Source organism: Mesorhizobium sp. WSM3860, from assembly GCF_002294995.1.
In the GTDB taxonomy this organism is placed as follows: domain Bacteria; phylum Pseudomonadota; class Alphaproteobacteria; order Rhizobiales; family Rhizobiaceae; genus Mesorhizobium.
Window position 1 is genome coordinate 117,002 of record NZ_NSGF01000017.1, and the last position, 15,357, is coordinate 132,358.

Here is a 15,357-nt window from a genome sequence, read left to right on the forward strand (position 1 = left end):
CCGCGGCGAGGTTCGCCCCGAGTTTTGAGCTAAGGAGCGACGATGGCCCAGACCCAGACTTTCAATGGCCGCAGACGCGTACGCAAGTTCTTCGGGAAGATCCCGGAAGTTGCGGAGATGCCGAACCTGATTGAGGTTCAGAAGGCATCCTATGACCAGTTCCTGATGGTGGACGAGCCCAAGGGCGGGCGTCCGGACGAGGGGCTGCAGGCTGTTTTCAAGTCGGTCTTCCCGATTTCCGATTTTTCCGGCTCCTCGATGCTGGAATTCGTGAAGTATGAGTTCGAAGGACCGAAATTCGACGTCGACGAATGCCGTCAGCGCGACCTGACCTATGCTGCGCCGCTGAAGGTGACGCTGCGCCTCATCGTGTTCGATATCGATGAGGATACCGGCGCGAAGTCGATCAAGGATATCAAGGAGCAGGACGTCTATATGGGCGATATGCCGCTCATGACGTCGAACGGCACCTTCATCGTCAACGGCACCGAGCGCGTCATCGTCTCGCAGATGCACCGTTCGCCGGGCGTCTTCTTCGACCACGACAAGGGCAAGTCGCACTCGTCGGGCAAGCTTCTGTTTGCCGCGCGCGTTATCCCCTATCGCGGCTCGTGGCTCGACATCGAGTTCGACTCCAAGGACGTCGTCCACGCCCGCATCGACCGCCGCCGCAAGATTCCGGTGACGTCGCTGCTGATGGCGCTCGGCATGGACGGCGAAGAGATCCTGTCGACCTTCTACAACAAGATCACCTACAAGCGCGCCGGTGACCACTGGCGCATCCCGTTCAACGTCGAGCGTTTCCGCGGCCTCAAGGCTGTCGGCGACCTAGTCGACGCCGACACCGGCGAGATCGTCGTCGAGGCCGGGAAGAAGATCACCGCCCGCCAGGCCCGCCAGCTCGGCGAAAAGGGTCTCAAGGCGATCAAGGCGACCGACGAGGACCTGCTCGGCAACTACCTGGCCGAGGATATCGTCAACTACGCCACCGGCGAGATCTTCCTCGAGGCCGGCGACGAGATCGACGAGAAGACGCTGAAGGTGCTGCTCGGCACCGGCGAGGACGAGATCCAGATCCTCGACATCGACCACGTCAATGTCGGCGCCTACATCCGCAACACGCTTGCCGTCGACAAGAACGAGAGCCGCCAGGACGCGCTGTTCGACATCTACCGCGTCATGCGCCCGGGCGAGCCGCCGACGCTCGAGACCGCCGAAGCCATGTTCAACTCGCTGTTCTTCGACAGCGAGCGCTATGACCTGTCGGCTGTCGGCCGCGTCAAGATGAACATGCGCCTCGAGCTCAAGGCCGAGGACACCGTGCGCGTGCTGCGCAAGGAAGACATCCTGGCCGTGGTCAAGACGCTGGTCGAGCTGCGCGACGGCAAGGGCGAGATCGACGACATCGACAATCTCGGCAATCGCCGCGTGCGCTCGGTCGGCGAGCTGATGGAGAACCAGTACCGCGTCGGCCTGCTGCGCATGGAGCGCGCGATCAAGGAGCGTATGTCCTCGATCGAGATCGATACGGTCATGCCGCAGGACCTGATCAACGCCAAGCCGGCGGCCGCCGCCGTGCGTGAGTTCTTCGGCTCCTCGCAGCTGTCGCAGTTCATGGACCAGACCAACCCGCTGTCGGAGATCACCCACAAGCGTCGCCTGTCGGCGCTTGGACCGGGCGGTCTGACCCGCGAGCGCGCCGGCTTCGAGGTGCGCGACGTGCATCCGACGCATTACGGCCGCATCTGCCCCATCGAGACGCCGGAAGGCCCGAATATCGGTCTGATCAACTCGCTCGCCACCTTCGCGCGCGTCAACAAGTACGGCTTCATCGAGAGCCCGTACCGCAAGATCGTCAACGGCAAGCTGACCAATGAAGTTGTCTATCTGTCGGCGATGGAGGAGGCCAAGCACCACGTTGCGCAGGCCAACGCCGAGCTGGATAAGCACGGCAGCTTTGTCGACGAGTTTGTCATCTGCCGGAACGCCGGCGAGGTGATGATGGCGCCGCGCGAGAACGTCGACCTGATGGACGTGTCGCCGAAGCAGATGGTGTCGGTGGCCGCGGCCCTCATCCCGTTCCTCGAGAACGACGACGCCAACCGCGCGCTGATGGGCTCCAACATGCAGCGTCAGGCCGTGCCGCTGGTGCGCGCCGAGGCGCCGTTCGTCGGCACCGGCATGGAGCCGGTCGTCGCCCGTGACTCGGGCGCCGCCATCGGCGCCCGCCGCGGCGGCGTGGTCGACCAAGTGGACGCCACCCGTATCGTTATCCGCGCGACGGAAGATCTCGACCCGGGCAAGTCCGGCGTCGACATCTACCGTCTGATGAAATTCCAGCGTTCGAACCAGAACACCTGCATCAATCAGCGTCCGCTGGTGCGTGTCGGCGACCGAGTGAACAAGGGCGACATCATCGCCGACGGTCCGTCGACCGAGCTCGGCGATCTGGCGCTCGGCCGCAACGTACTGGTCGCGTTCATGCCGTGGAACGGCTACAACTATGAGGACTCGATCCTGCTCTCCGAGCGCATCGTGGCCGACGACGTCTTCACCTCGATCCATATCGAGGAGTTCGAGGTCATGGCCCGCGACACCAAGCTCGGACCGGAGGAAATCACGCGCGACATTCCGAACGTCTCGGAAGAAGCGCTGAAGAACCTCGACGAGGCCGGCATCGTCTATATCGGCGCGGAAGTGCAGCCGGGCGACATCTTGGTCGGCAAGATCACGCCGAAGGGCGAAAGCCCGATGACGCCGGAAGAAAAGCTCCTGCGCGCCATCTTCGGCGAAAAGGCCTCGGACGTTCGCGACACCTCGATGCGCATGCCTCCGGGTACCTTCGGCACGGTCGTCGAAGTGCGCGTCTTCAACCGCCACGGCGTGGAGAAGGACGAGCGCGCCATGGCGATCGAACGCGAGGAGATCGAGCGTCTGGCCAAGGACCGCGACGACGAGCAGGCGATCCTCGACCGCAACGTCTATTCGCGCCTGTCGGACATGCTGGTCGGCAAGGAAGCGATTGCCGGACCGAAGGGCTTCAAGAAGGGCTCGAAGCTGGCGAAGGACACGCTCGACGAGTATCCGCGCTCGCAGTGGTGGCAGTTCGCCGTGGAGAACGAAAAGCTCCAGAGCGAGCTGGAAGCCCTGCGCGGCCAGTACGACGACTCCAAGAAGGCGCTCGAGCAGCGCTTCATGGATAAGGTCGAGAAGGTGCAGCGCGGCGACGAGATGCCTCCGGGCGTCATGAAGATGGTCAAGGTCTTCGTGGCGGTGAAGCGCAAGATGCAGCCGGGCGACAAGATGGCCGGCCGTCACGGCAACAAGGGTGTCGTGTCGCGCATCGTTCCGGTCGAGGACATGCCTTTCCTCGAGGACGGCACGCATGCCGATATCGTGCTCAACCCCTTGGGTGTGCCGAGCCGCATGAATGTCGGCCAGATCCTGGAAACGCATCTGGGCTGGGCCTGCGCCGGCATGGGCAGGAAGATCGGCGAGCTGATCGACGCCTACAAGACTGGCGGCGACATCAAGCCGCTGCGCAAGACGCTGGAAAGCTTCATGCCTTCCAACGATCGCAACGAGCCGGTCCGCGAGTATGACGACGAGAGCATCATTCGCCTGAGCGAGCAGATGCGCCGCGGCGTCTCCATCGCGACTCCGGTGTTCGACGGCGCGCACGAAGCCGACATCAACACCATGCTGGAGCAGGCGGGCCTGCACACCAGCGGTCAGTCGCAGCTCTATGACGGCCGCACCGGCGAGCCGTTCGATCGCAAGGTGACGATGGGCTACATCTATATGCTCAAGCTTCACCACCTGGTGGACGACAAGATCCACGCGCGTTCGATCGGTCCGTACTCGCTCGTCACCCAGCAGCCGCTGGGCGGCAAGGCGCAGTTCGGCGGCCAGCGCTTCGGCGAAATGGAGGTCTGGGCGCTGGAAGCCTACGGCGCCGCCTATACGCTGCAGGAGATGCTGACGGTGAAGTCGGACGACGTCGCCGGGCGCACCAAGGTCTACGAGGCGATCGTGCGCGGCGACGATACGTTCGAAGCCGGCATTCCCGAGAGCTTCAACGTTCTCGTCAAGGAGATGCGCTCCCTCGGCCTCAATGTCGAACTGGAGAACACCAAGTTCGAAGACGCTGCTGTGCGGCTGCCAGATGCTGCCGAATAGGGGCGCGGCCGAATAAGGCAATGGCGCGCCGCGAAACAATGTGGCGCGCCCGACAAATTCTCGGCCGGTCAGGCCGGCCAGTCTGCGGGCATTCGGCCCGCGCTCGATGCAAGGGGTTTTCGAGGACCCCGAAAAGGAGAACGGCATGAACCAAGAGGTCATGAATCTCTTCAATCCCCAGGCGCCTGCGCAGGTGTTCGATTCCATCCGGATCTCGCTCGCCAGCCCTGAGAAGATTCTGTCCTGGTCGTTCGGTGAGATCAAAAAGCCGGAGACCATCAACTACCGCACCTTCAAGCCGGAGCGTGACGGTCTGTTCTGCGCGCGCATTTTTGGTCCGATCAAGGACTACGAGTGCCTGTGCGGCAAGTACAAGCGCATGAAGTACAAGGGCGTCATCTGCGAAAAGTGCGGCGTTGAAGTCACGCTGTCGCGCGTCCGCCGCGAGCGCATGGGCCATATCGAGCTCGCCGCCCCCGTCGCCCATATCTGGTTCCTGAAGTCGCTGCCCTCGCGCATCGGCACGCTGCTCGACATGACGCTGAAGGATATCGAGCGCGTCCTCTACTTCGAGAACTACATCGTCACCGAGCCTGGCCTCACCGCGCTGAAGGAGCACCAGCTGCTCAGCGAGGAAGAGTACATGCTGGCCGTCGACGAGTATGGCGAGGACTCTTTCACCGCCATGATCGGCGCCGAGGCCATCCATGACCTGTTGGCCGGCATGGATCTGGAGAAGATCGCTGGCGACCTGCGCTCGGAGCTGGCTTCGACCTCGTCCGAGCTCAAGCAGAAGAAGCTTCTGAAGCGGCTCAAGGTTGTCGAGAACTTCATGGAATCCGGCAACCGTCCGGAATGGATGATCATGAAGGTCGTCCCGGTGATCCCGCCGGACCTGCGCCCGCTGGTCCCGCTGGATGGCGGCCGCTTCGCCACGTCCGACCTCAACGACCTCTATCGCCGCGTCATCAACCGCAACAATCGCTTGAAGCGGCTGATCGAGCTGCGCGCGCCCGGCATCATCGTGCGCAATGAAAAGCGCATGCTGCAGGAGGCGGTCGACGCTCTGTTCGACAACGGCCGCCGCGGCCGCGTCATCACCGGCGCCAACAAGCGTCCGCTGAAGTCGCTGTCCGACATGCTCAAGGGCAAGCAGGGCCGATTCCGCCAGAACCTGCTCGGCAAGCGCGTCGACTATTCCGGCCGCTCGGTCATCGTCACCGGTCCGGAGCTCAAGCTGCATCAGTGCGGCCTGCCGAAGAAGATGGCGCTGGAGCTGTTCAAGCCCTTCATCTACGCCCGCCTCGACGCCAAGGGTTTCTCCTCGACCGTCAAGCAGGCGAAGAAGCTGGTCGAGAAGGAGCGTCCCGAGGTCTGGGATATTCTCGACGAGGTCATCCGTGAGCATCCGGTGCTCTTGAACCGCGCGCCGACGCTGCACCGCCTCGGCATCCAGGCGTTCGAGCCGATCCTGATCGAAGGCAAGGCGATCCAGCTGCATCCGCTCGTCTGCACCGCCTTCAATGCCGACTTCGACGGCGACCAGATGGCGGTCCACGTGCCGCTGTCCCTGGAAGCGCAGCTCGAAGCGCGCGTGCTGATGATGTCGACCAACAACATCCTGCACCCGGCCTCCGGCGCGCCGATCATCGTGCCGTCGCAGGACATGGTTCTCGGTCTCTACTATCTGTCGATCGTCAACCAGAACGAGCCGGGTGAAGGCATGGTGTTCGCCGACATGGGCGAGCTCCAGCATGCGCTGGAGACCAAGGCCGTGACCGTGCACGCCAAGATCAAGGGCCGCTTCCGCACCGTCGATGCCGAAGGCAAGACGGTGTCGAGGATCTACGACACCACGCCCGGCCGCATGATCATCGGCGAGCTTCTGCCGAAGAACGTCAACGTGCCGTACGACATCGCCAACCAGGAGATGACCAAGAAGAACATCTCCAAGATGATCGACACCGTCTACCGCCACTGCGGCCAGAAGGAGACGGTCATCTTCTGCGACCGCATCATGGCTCTCGGCTTCGCGCATGCCTGCCGCGCCGGCATTTCGTTCGGCAAGGACGACATGCTGATCCCGGACACCAAGGTCAAGCTGGTCTCCGAGACCGAGGCTTTGGCCAAGGAGTACGAGCAACAGTACAATGACGGCCTGATCACCCAGGGCGAAAAGTACAACAAGGTGGTCGACGCCTGGGCCAAGTGCTCGGAGAAGGTCGCCGACGAGATGATGGCCCGCATCAAGGCCGTCGAGTTCGAGGAAAACGGCCGTCAGAAGCCGATGAACTCGATCTATATGATGTCGCATTCGGGTGCGCGCGGTTCGCCCACCCAGATGCGCCAGCTCGCCGGCATGCGCGGCCTGATGGCCAAGCCTTCGGGCGAGATCATCGAGACGCCGATCATCTCGAACTTCAAGGAAGGCCTCACCGTGCTCGAGTACTTCAACTCGACCCACGGCGCCCGCAAGGGTCTGGCCGACACTGCGTTGAAGACGGCGAACTCGGGGTACCTCACTCGCCGCCTGGTCGACGTGGCGCAGGACTGCATCGTCAATTCGCTGGATTGCGGCACCGACAAGGGCCTCACCATGCAGCCGATCGTCGATGCCGGTCAGATCGTCGCCTCGGTCGGTCAGCGCGTGCTCGGCCGCACGGCGCTCGACGACATCAACCATCCGGTCTCCGGCGACGTGCTTGTCAAGGCCGGCAAGCTGATGGACGAGCGCGACGTGGAGCAGATCGAGAAGGCCGGCGTGCAGTCGGTCCGCATCCGCTCGGCGCTCACCTGCGAGGTCAGGACCGGCGTCTGCGCGGTCTGCTACGGTCGCGATCTTGCCCGCGGCACGCCCGTCAACCAGGGCGAGGCCGTCGGCGTCATCGCGGCGCAGTCGATCGGCGAGCCGGGCACTCAGCTCACCATGCGTACCTTCCACATGGGCGGCACCGCGCAGGTGGTGGATTCCTCGTTCCTTGAAGCCTCCTATGAGGGCAAGGTCGAGATCCGCAACCGCAACGTCGTGCGCAACTCCGAAGGCCAGCAGATGGTGATGGGCCGCAACATGGCGGTTCTGATCCTCGACGAGGCCGGCAAGGAACGCGCCACGCACCGCGTCGCCTACGGCTCGCGCATCTTCGTGGATGACGGCGACAAGGTGAAGCGCGGGCAGCGCATCGCCGAGTGGGATCCTTACACCCGCCCGATCCTCACCGAAATCGAGGGCAAGGTGGCGTTCGAGGATCTGGTCGACGGCATCTCCGTTCAGGAGACGGCCGACGAGTCGACCGGCATCACCAAGCGCGAGGTCATCGACTGGCGTTCGACGCCGCGCGGCAGCGACCTGAAGCCGGCCATCGTCGTGCACGACACCAAGGGCAAGGTTGGCAAGCTGTCGAAGGGCGGTGATGCCCGCTTCCTGCTCTCGGTCGAGGCCATCCTCTCGGTCGAGCCGGGCGCGCATGTCCGTCCGGGCGACGTGCTGGCGCGTATCCCAATGGAAAGCGCCAAGACCAAGGACATCACCGGCGGTCTGCCGCGCGTGGCCGAACTGTTCGAGGCTCGCCGTCCGAAGGATCACGCCATCATCGCCGAGATCGATGGCACGATCCGCTTCGGCCGCGACTACAAGAACAAGCGCCGCATCATCATCGAGCCGCATGACTCGACGCTGGAGCCGGTCGAGTACCTGATCCCGAAGGGCAAGCCGTTCCATCTCCAGGACGGCGACGTCATCGAGAAGGGCGACTACATCCTCGACGGCAATCCGGCGCCGCACGACATCCTGGCGATCAAGGGCGTGGAGGCGCTTGCGTCCTACCTCGTCAACGAGATCCAGGAGGTCTACCGCCTGCAGGGCGTGTCGATCAACGACAAGCACATCGAGGTGATCGTTCGCCAGATGCTGCAGAAGGTCGAGATCACCACGCAGGGCGACTCGACTTATATTCCGGGCGACCACGTCGACGTGATCGAGCTGGACGAGGTCAACGAGCGCCTGGTCGAGGACGGCAAGAAGCCGGCCGAAGGCCAGCCGGTGCTGCTCGGCATCACCAAGGCCTCGCTGCAGACGCCGTCCTTCATCTCGGCCGCCTCCTTCCAGGAGACGACCAGGGTGCTGACCGAAGCCGCGGTCGCCGGCAAGACCGACATGCTGCAGGGCCTGAAGGAAAACGTCATCGTCGGCCGTCTGATCCCGGCCGGCACCGGCGGCACGATGAGCCAGATCCGGCGCATCGCCACCTCGCGCGACGAGCTCATCATCGACGAGCGCCGCAAGGCCTCCGGTGTCGAGGTCGCCGAGCCGATGCTGACCAACATGGTCAACGCTGCGCAGTAAGCGCGGATGCAATGAGAGAAAGAAAAGGGGCCCGCGTGGCCCCTTTTTTCATTCGGGTTATGAACGAGGAAAAACCATGAGCGCCAGGACCTGGACAGCTGTCGACGACTATGTCGTCTCCTCTCTTTTCGATGCGGATCCAGCGCTTGATGCGGTGCTTGCGGCTAACCGCGAGCAGGGCCTGCCGGCAATCGATGTCTCGGCCGCGCAAGGCAAAATGCTTTCGCTGCTGGTGCGCATTCGCGGTGCAAAAAAGGTGCTCGAGATCGGCACGCTCGGCGGCTATTCGACCATTTGGATGGCAAGGGGCCTGCCTGCCGACGGCAGAGTAGTGACGCTGGAGCTTGAGCCGCACCACGCCAAGGTGGCGCGCTCGAACTTCGAGCGGGCAGGGGTTTCCGACAAGGTGGATCTGCGGCTCGGCCCAGCTCTTCAATCGCTAGCAGCGTTGGTCAGCGAAAATGCAGGTCCGTTCGACTTGATCTTCATCGACGCCGACAAGCCGAACAACCCGAATTATCTCAGCTGGGCGATCCGGCTGTCGCGCTCCGGAACGGTGATCGTCTGCGACAACGTCATCCGCGACGGCGCCGTCGTCACAAAGGACAGCGGCGATGCCAATGTCGAAGGCGCCCGCGCGGCGTTCTCCTTCATCGGCGGCGAGAAGCGGTTGGACGGCACGGCCATCCAGACCGTCGGCGCCAAGGGCTATGACGGCTTTGCCATTGCGATCGTGGATTGACGCCGGCGCTGCAGGGGCTTGCTGTTAGTCGAAAAACGCCTCGACGACGTTGCGCTTGCCGAGCATGAAGGCGTCGGCGACGTGCTGGAGCGGGGCGAGGTCGACGTCGGAGACGCCGGCGCGGACGATCTCGGCGAAATGCCTGTAGAGCATGGGATATTCGGCTTCCGACTCGTCGTGGATGATCTTGCCGTCGACGGCGAGCTTTGCGCCGCCGCCCGAAAGCACCATCTTGCCCTTGTCCGTCTCGGCCAGGATGTCCCAGCTCTGCGGACCGGTCTGCAGCCAGTCGAGTTCCATCGTCACCGGGAGCCCGTTCGAGGTGCGGAAGGCGACATGCGCCGCGACCGGCGAGGCGCGGTTCTCGGGGAAGTCGAGCACGGCCGAGGTAATGAACATCGGCGGCAGGATGTGGGTGGCGATCGATAGCGCATTGATGCCGGGATCGAACACGCCGAAACCGCCCGGCGCCCAGATCCATTCCTGGTTCGGGTGCCAGCGGCGCACGTCTTCTTTCCAGTTGATCGCGGCCGAGTCGATTCTGGCCGAAGCCAGGAAGGCGCGCGCGGCCTCGACCGCCGGCGCGTAGCGCGAATGCCAGCTGGCGAAAAGCGAAACGCCTTTCTTCGCGGCAATCGCCTTGAGCTGCTCGACCTCGCTGACGGTGGCACCCGGTGGCTTCTCCATGAAGACGTGCTTCCCGGCCTCGAGCGCGGTGCGCGCGGCGTCATAGCGGAACTGCGGCGGCATGCAGAGCGAGACGGCTTCCAGGCTCGGCTCGGCCTCGAGCATCGCCTCGATCGTCGCATAGTTCGGGATGCCGTCGACCTTGCCATGCCGGCTGGCGGCGGCCGCAAGCTGATAACAGCTGTCCTTGGCCAGTGCCGGAAGATGCTGGTCGCGGACGATCTTTCCCACGCCGACGATACCGATCCTGATGGGGTTGCTGGTCATTGGGACTCCGAGGGATGGGGGGAGAGGTAGGTGTTCTTAGGCAGGACAGCGGTGCCCGGCAAGCCTGGATGAAATCGTGATCCCGCGATTTTCCGGATCAGCTCGGCGCGTCGAAGGTAACGATCGAGACTTCGCCTTCCAGCGCGCCCTGATAGGCCGACAGATGCGGCTCTTCGTCGGGGGCGCCCTCCATGTCGCCGATCTGGTCGAGTTCGGCTTCCGCGAATCCTTCGGCGGCGAGCGATTCGAGTGCGCGGCGCACGGCAGAATCATCGTCGGGCGCGACCAGCATCACATGGACGCCCTCCGGTTTGCCGCCTTTTCGCCGCCACACCCGGCCGGTGATGATGGTGACCGGGCGCTCCTCGTTGTCGTTCACGGGCCGATTCCTCCGGAAGCGGGGAGTTTTGCCATTCATGCCGCCTTATTTGCACGAAGTCGGCCGACATGACAGGCGAAAGCCGGTCACTTTCTTCCTCGCTCTTGAAAAAAGACGCAAGAAAATTACATGCATTTTCCGCATGGCTGCCAAGCTCCGGATCGCGCGCAATATTTGCCGTTCCGGGGTTGACGGATAGGGGCCTTGCGAGTAGAAGCCGCCACGTCAGAACCGATGTGAGACTTGCTTTTCCGAGGCGACGCGCCTTGGAGTTTGCCTCAAACAGGGTTCGTTTTACGAGCGAAAAGACATCTCCGGCGCGCATGAAGCGGCTTCCGCTTCCTCTGCAATTTGTTCGGGCAGGACCGCGAGGCGCGGTGTGTTGCCCGAATTCGCGTATGGAAATGACGCTTTGAGCGGCCCTGACAGGGCAAGACACGGAATTGAGAGACAAGAGGGTTTAATGCCTACCGTCAACCAGCTGATCCGCAAGCCGCGCCTGGCGCCGGTGAAGCGCAACAAGGTCCCGGCCATGCAGCAGAACCCGCAGAAGCGGGGCGTCTGCACGCGCGTCTACACCACGACGCCGAAGAAGCCGAACTCGGCGCTGCGCAAGGTGGCCAAGATCCGTCTGACCAATGGTTTCGAAGTGATCGGCTACATCCCGGGCGAAGGCCATAACCTTCAGGAGCACTCGGTGGTCATGATCCGTGGCGGCCGCGTCAAGGATCTGCCGGGCGTCCGCTACCACATCATCCGCGGCGTGCTCGACACGCAGGGTGTGAAGAACCGCAAGCAGCGCCGTTCGAAATACGGTGCCAAGCGTCCGAAGTAAGGGTTTCCGGCTTCGGCGCTTTTTTTGACTGCGCCGTGCCACGAGATTGAGAGACAAAAGCCATGTCCCGTCGTCACAGTGCAGAAAAGCGTGAGATCAACCCGGACCCCAAGTTCGGCGATCTGGTCGTCACCAAGTTCATGAACGCCGTCATGTATGACGGCAAGAAGTCGGTTGCCGAGACCATCGTCTACGGCGCGCTGGACCAGGTCCAGACCAAGACCAAGCAGGAGCCGGTCGCCGTGTTCCACCAGGCGCTCGACAATGTCGCGCCGCATGTGGAAGTGCGCTCGCGTCGCGTCGGCGGCGCCACCTACCAGGTTCCGGTCGACGTGCGCCCCGAGCGCCGCCAGGCCCTGGCCATCCGCTGGCTGATCGCCGCCGCGCGCAACCGCAACGAGACCACGATGGTCGACCGCCTCTCGGGCGAGCTGATGGACGCGGCCAACAACCGCGGCACGGCCGTCAAGAAGCGTGAAGACACCCACAAGATGGCGGAAGCCAACCGCGCCTTCGCGCACTACCGCTGGTAAAGCGCGAACGAGACTGAGAGGCACCTCCCATGGCCCGCGAATACAAAATCGAAGACTACCGCAATTTCGGTATCATGGCGCATATCGACGCCGGCAAGACGACGACGACCGAGCGCGTCCTGTACTACACGGGCAAGTCGCACAAAATCGGCGAAGTCCATGATGGCGCTGCCACCATGGACTGGATGGAGCAGGAGCAGGAACGCGGCATCACCATCACGTCGGCCGCGACCACGACCTTCTGGAAGGGTCGTGACGGCAAGATGCGCCGCTTCAACATCATCGACACTCCCGGACACGTCGACTTCACCATCGAGGTCGAGCGCTCGCTGCGCGTGCTCGACGGCGCCATCGCGCTGCTCGATGCCAATGCCGGCGTCGAGCCGCAGACCGAGACCGTGTGGCGCCAGGCCGACAAGTACCACGTGCCGCGCATGATCTTCTGCAACAAGATGGACAAGATCGGCGCCGACTTCTACCGCTCGGTGGAAATGATCGGCTCGCGCCTCGGTGCGCAGGCCGTCGTCATGCAGCTGCCGATCGGCGCCGAGACCGAGTTCAAGGGCATCGTCGACCTCGTCGAGATGAATGCGCTCGTCTGGCGCGACGAGACCCTGGGCGCCGCCTGGGATGTCGTCGAGATTCCGGCCGACCTCAAGGAGAAGGCCGAGCAGTACCGCGAGAAGATGATCGAGGCCGCCGTCGAGATGGACGAGAGCGCGCTCGAGAATTACCTCGAAGGCAAGATGCCCTCGAATGACGAGATCCGCGCGCTGATCCGCAAGGGCACCATCGCGGTGAAGTTCTTCCCGATGTTCTGCGGCTCGGCCTTCAAGAACAAGGGCGTCCAGCCGCTGCTCGACGCCGTCGTCGAATACCTGCCGTCGCCGATCGACGTGCCGGCCATCAAGGGCGTCGACGCCAAGACCGACGCCGAGATCGAGCGTCATGCCGACGACAACGAGCCGCTGTCGATGCTGGCGTTCAAGATCATGAACGACCCGTTCGTCGGTTCGCTGACCTTCGCTCGCATCTATTCGGGCAAGCTCGCCAAGGGCGCCTCGCTCGACAACACCGTGAAGGGCAAGAAGGAGCGCATCGGCCGCATGCTGCAGATGCATGCGAACTCGCGCGCCGACATCGAGGAAGCCTATGCCGGCGACATCGTCGCGCTGGCCGGCCTCAAGGATACGACCACCGGCGACACGTTGTGCGATCCGCTGCACCCGGTCATCCTCGAGCGCATGGAGTTCCCCGATCCGGTCATCCAGATCGCCATCGAGCCGAAGACCAAGAACGACCAGGAGAAGATGGGCCTCGCGCTGCATCGCCTGGCGGCCGAGGATCCGTCCTTCCGCGTCAAGACCGACGAGGAAAGCGGCCAGACCATCATCGCCGGTATGGGCGAGCTGCATCTCGACATCATCGTCGACCGCATGCGCCGTGAGTTCAAAGTGGAAGCCAATGTCGGCGCTCCGCAGGTGGCCTATCGCGAGACGATCACCCGCACGCATGAGCAGGACTACACGCACAAGAAGCAGACCGGCGGTACCGGCCAGTTCGCTCGCGTCAAGATCGTGTTCGAGCCGAACACCGAGAGCGAAGAGTTCCTGTTCGAGTCCAAGATCGTCGGCGGCGCGGTGCCGAAGGAATACATCCCCGGCGTCGAGAAGGGCATCAACAGCGTCATGGGTTCCGGCCCGTTTGCCGGCTTCCCGATGATCGGCGTCAAGGCGACGCTGATCGACGGCGCCTTCCACGACGTCGACTCCTCGGTGCTGGCGTTCGAAATTGCCTCCCGCGCCTGCTTCAAGGAAGCGGCCCCGAGGCTCGGCGTGCAGCTCCTGGAGCCGATCATGAAGGTCGAGGTCGTGACGCCGGAAGACTATGTCGGCGGCGTCATTGGCGACCTCAACGGCCGTCGCGGCCAGATCCAGGGCCAGGAAGCGCGTGGCGTGGCCGTCGTCATCAATGCCATGGTGCCTTTGGCCAACATGTTCAAGTACGTCGACAATCTGCGTTCGATGTCGCAGGGCCGCGCCCAGTACACGATGCAGTTCGACCACTATGAGCCGGTCCCTACGGCGGTGGCCCAGGAAGTCCAGAAGAAATACGCGTGAGAATGCCTGTGCCACCGGAACCGCGGCTCTTACGCGTTTCCGGTTCGGCTGGAGCGAATATCAATTTCCCCGAGCGGGATGAGTAAAGACGGAGAAATACAGTGGCAAAAGGTAAATTCGAGCGCACCAAGCCGCATGTGAACATTGGCACGATCGGCCATGTCGATCATGGCAAGACGTCGCTGACGGCGGCGATCACGAAGTATTTTGGCGAATACAAGCGCTATGATCAGATCGACGCGGCGCCGGAAGAGAAGGCGCGCGGCATCACGATTTCGACGGCGCATGTCGAGTATGAGACGGCCAACCGTCACTACGCCCATGTCGACTGCCCCGGCCACGCCGACTATGTGAAGAACATGATCACCGGTGCCGCCCAGATGGACGGCGCGATCCTGGTGGTTTCGGCCGCCGACGGCCCGATGCCGCAGACCCGCGAGCACATCCTGCTTGCCCGCCAGGTCGGCGTGCCCTCGATCGTGGTGTTCCTGAACAAGGTCGACCAGGTCGACGACGCCGAGCTGCTCGAGCTGGTCGAGCTCGAGGTGCGCGAGCTGTTGACCAAGAACGAGTTCCCCGGCGACGACATTCCGATCGTCAAGGGTTCGGCGCTGGCCGCGCTTGAGGATTCGAACAAGACCATCGGCGAGGATGCCATCCGCGAACTGATGGCGCAGGTCGACGCCTACATCCCGACGCCGGTGCGTCCGCTGGACAAGCCGTTCCTGATGCCGATCGAGGACGTGTTCTCGATCTCGGGCCGCGGCACGGTCGTGACCGGCCGCGTCGAGCGCGGCGTGGTCAAGGTCGGCGAGGAATTGGAGATCGTCGGCATCCGTCCGACGGCCAAGACCACCTGCACGGGCGTCGAGATGTTCCGCAAGCTGCTCGACCAGGGCCAGGCCGGCGACAACATCGGCGCGCTCTTGCGCGGCATCGACCGCGAGGGTGTCGAGCGCGGCCAGGTTCTGGCCAAGCCGGGCTCGGTGAAGCCGCACAAGAAGTTCGTGGCCGAAGCCTACATCCTGACCAAGGACGAAGGCGGCCGTCACACGCCGTTCTTCACCAACTACCGTCCGCAGTTCTACTTCCGCACCACCGACGTGACGGGCATCGTGACGCTGCCGGCCGGCACCGAGATGGTGATGCCCGGCGACAACATCACCGTCGACGTCGAGCTGATCGTGCCGATCGCGATGGAAGAGAAGCTGCGCTTCGCCATCCGTGAAGGCGGCCGCACCGTCGGTGCCGGCATCGTCGTCACCATCAAAGA

The 15,357-nt window shown here is 63.4% G+C and carries 9 protein-coding genes; 7 read left to right on the top strand and 2 right to left on the bottom strand.

The window, feature by feature from the left end; translation table 11 throughout:
• Positions 1-42 precede the first annotated feature (42 nt).
• From rpoB to CK220_RS23830, 3 genes are all read left to right on the top strand, one after another.
• Positions 43-4,179, top strand: a complete 4,137-nt coding sequence (rpoB, locus tag CK220_RS23820) for a DNA-directed RNA polymerase subunit beta (RefSeq protein ID WP_095813864.1) — start codon at positions 43-45, stop codon at positions 4,177-4,179.
• A 145-nt stretch (positions 4,180-4,324) separates the two neighbouring features.
• A complete protein-coding gene (gene rpoC / locus CK220_RS23825; RefSeq protein WP_095813879.1) occupies positions 4,325-8,521 on the top strand; it encodes a DNA-directed RNA polymerase subunit beta' in 4,197 nt (1,398 codons plus the stop codon).
• A gap of 76 nt (positions 8,522-8,597) precedes the next feature.
• Positions 8,598-9,263 carry an O-methyltransferase gene (locus tag CK220_RS23830; RefSeq protein ID WP_095813865.1) on the top strand — a complete coding sequence of 222 codons (666 nt, stop codon included), beginning with the start codon at positions 8,598-8,600 and terminating at the stop codon, positions 9,261-9,263.
• 24 nt (positions 9,264-9,287) lie between these two features.
• Here the strand turns inward: CK220_RS23830 and CK220_RS23835 are convergent, their stop codons facing one another.
• Positions 9,288-10,217, bottom strand: a complete 930-nt coding sequence (locus tag CK220_RS23835; RefSeq protein WP_095813866.1) for a Gfo/Idh/MocA family oxidoreductase — start codon at positions 10,215-10,217, stop codon at positions 9,288-9,290.
• 97 nt (positions 10,218-10,314) lie between these two features.
• Positions 10,315-10,596: a transcriptional regulator gene (locus tag CK220_RS23840; protein ID WP_095813867.1), complete on the bottom strand. Its 282-nt coding sequence runs from the start codon at positions 10,594-10,596 to the stop codon at positions 10,315-10,317.
• A gap of 463 nt (positions 10,597-11,059) precedes the next feature.
• Here CK220_RS23840 and rpsL point away from each other — a divergent pair, with 463 nt between their 5' ends.
• From rpsL to tuf, 4 genes are all read left to right on the top strand, one after another.
• Positions 11,060-11,431, top strand: a complete 372-nt coding sequence (gene rpsL, locus CK220_RS23845) for a 30S ribosomal protein S12 (RefSeq protein ID WP_006202128.1) — start codon at positions 11,060-11,062, stop codon at positions 11,429-11,431.
• A gap of 62 nt (positions 11,432-11,493) precedes the next feature.
• Positions 11,494-11,964, top strand: a complete 471-nt coding sequence (gene rpsG, locus CK220_RS23850) for a 30S ribosomal protein S7 (protein WP_095813868.1) — start codon at positions 11,494-11,496, stop codon at positions 11,962-11,964.
• A gap of 29 nt (positions 11,965-11,993) precedes the next feature.
• On the top strand, positions 11,994-14,084 hold the full coding sequence (fusA, locus tag CK220_RS23855; protein ID WP_095813869.1) for an elongation factor G: 2,091 nt from the start codon (positions 11,994-11,996) through the stop codon (positions 14,082-14,084).
• A gap of 101 nt (positions 14,085-14,185) precedes the next feature.
• Positions 14,186-15,357 (top strand): elongation factor Tu (gene tuf, locus CK220_RS23860; RefSeq protein WP_095813870.1); only part of this gene is annotated, 1,172 nt, incomplete at its 3' end.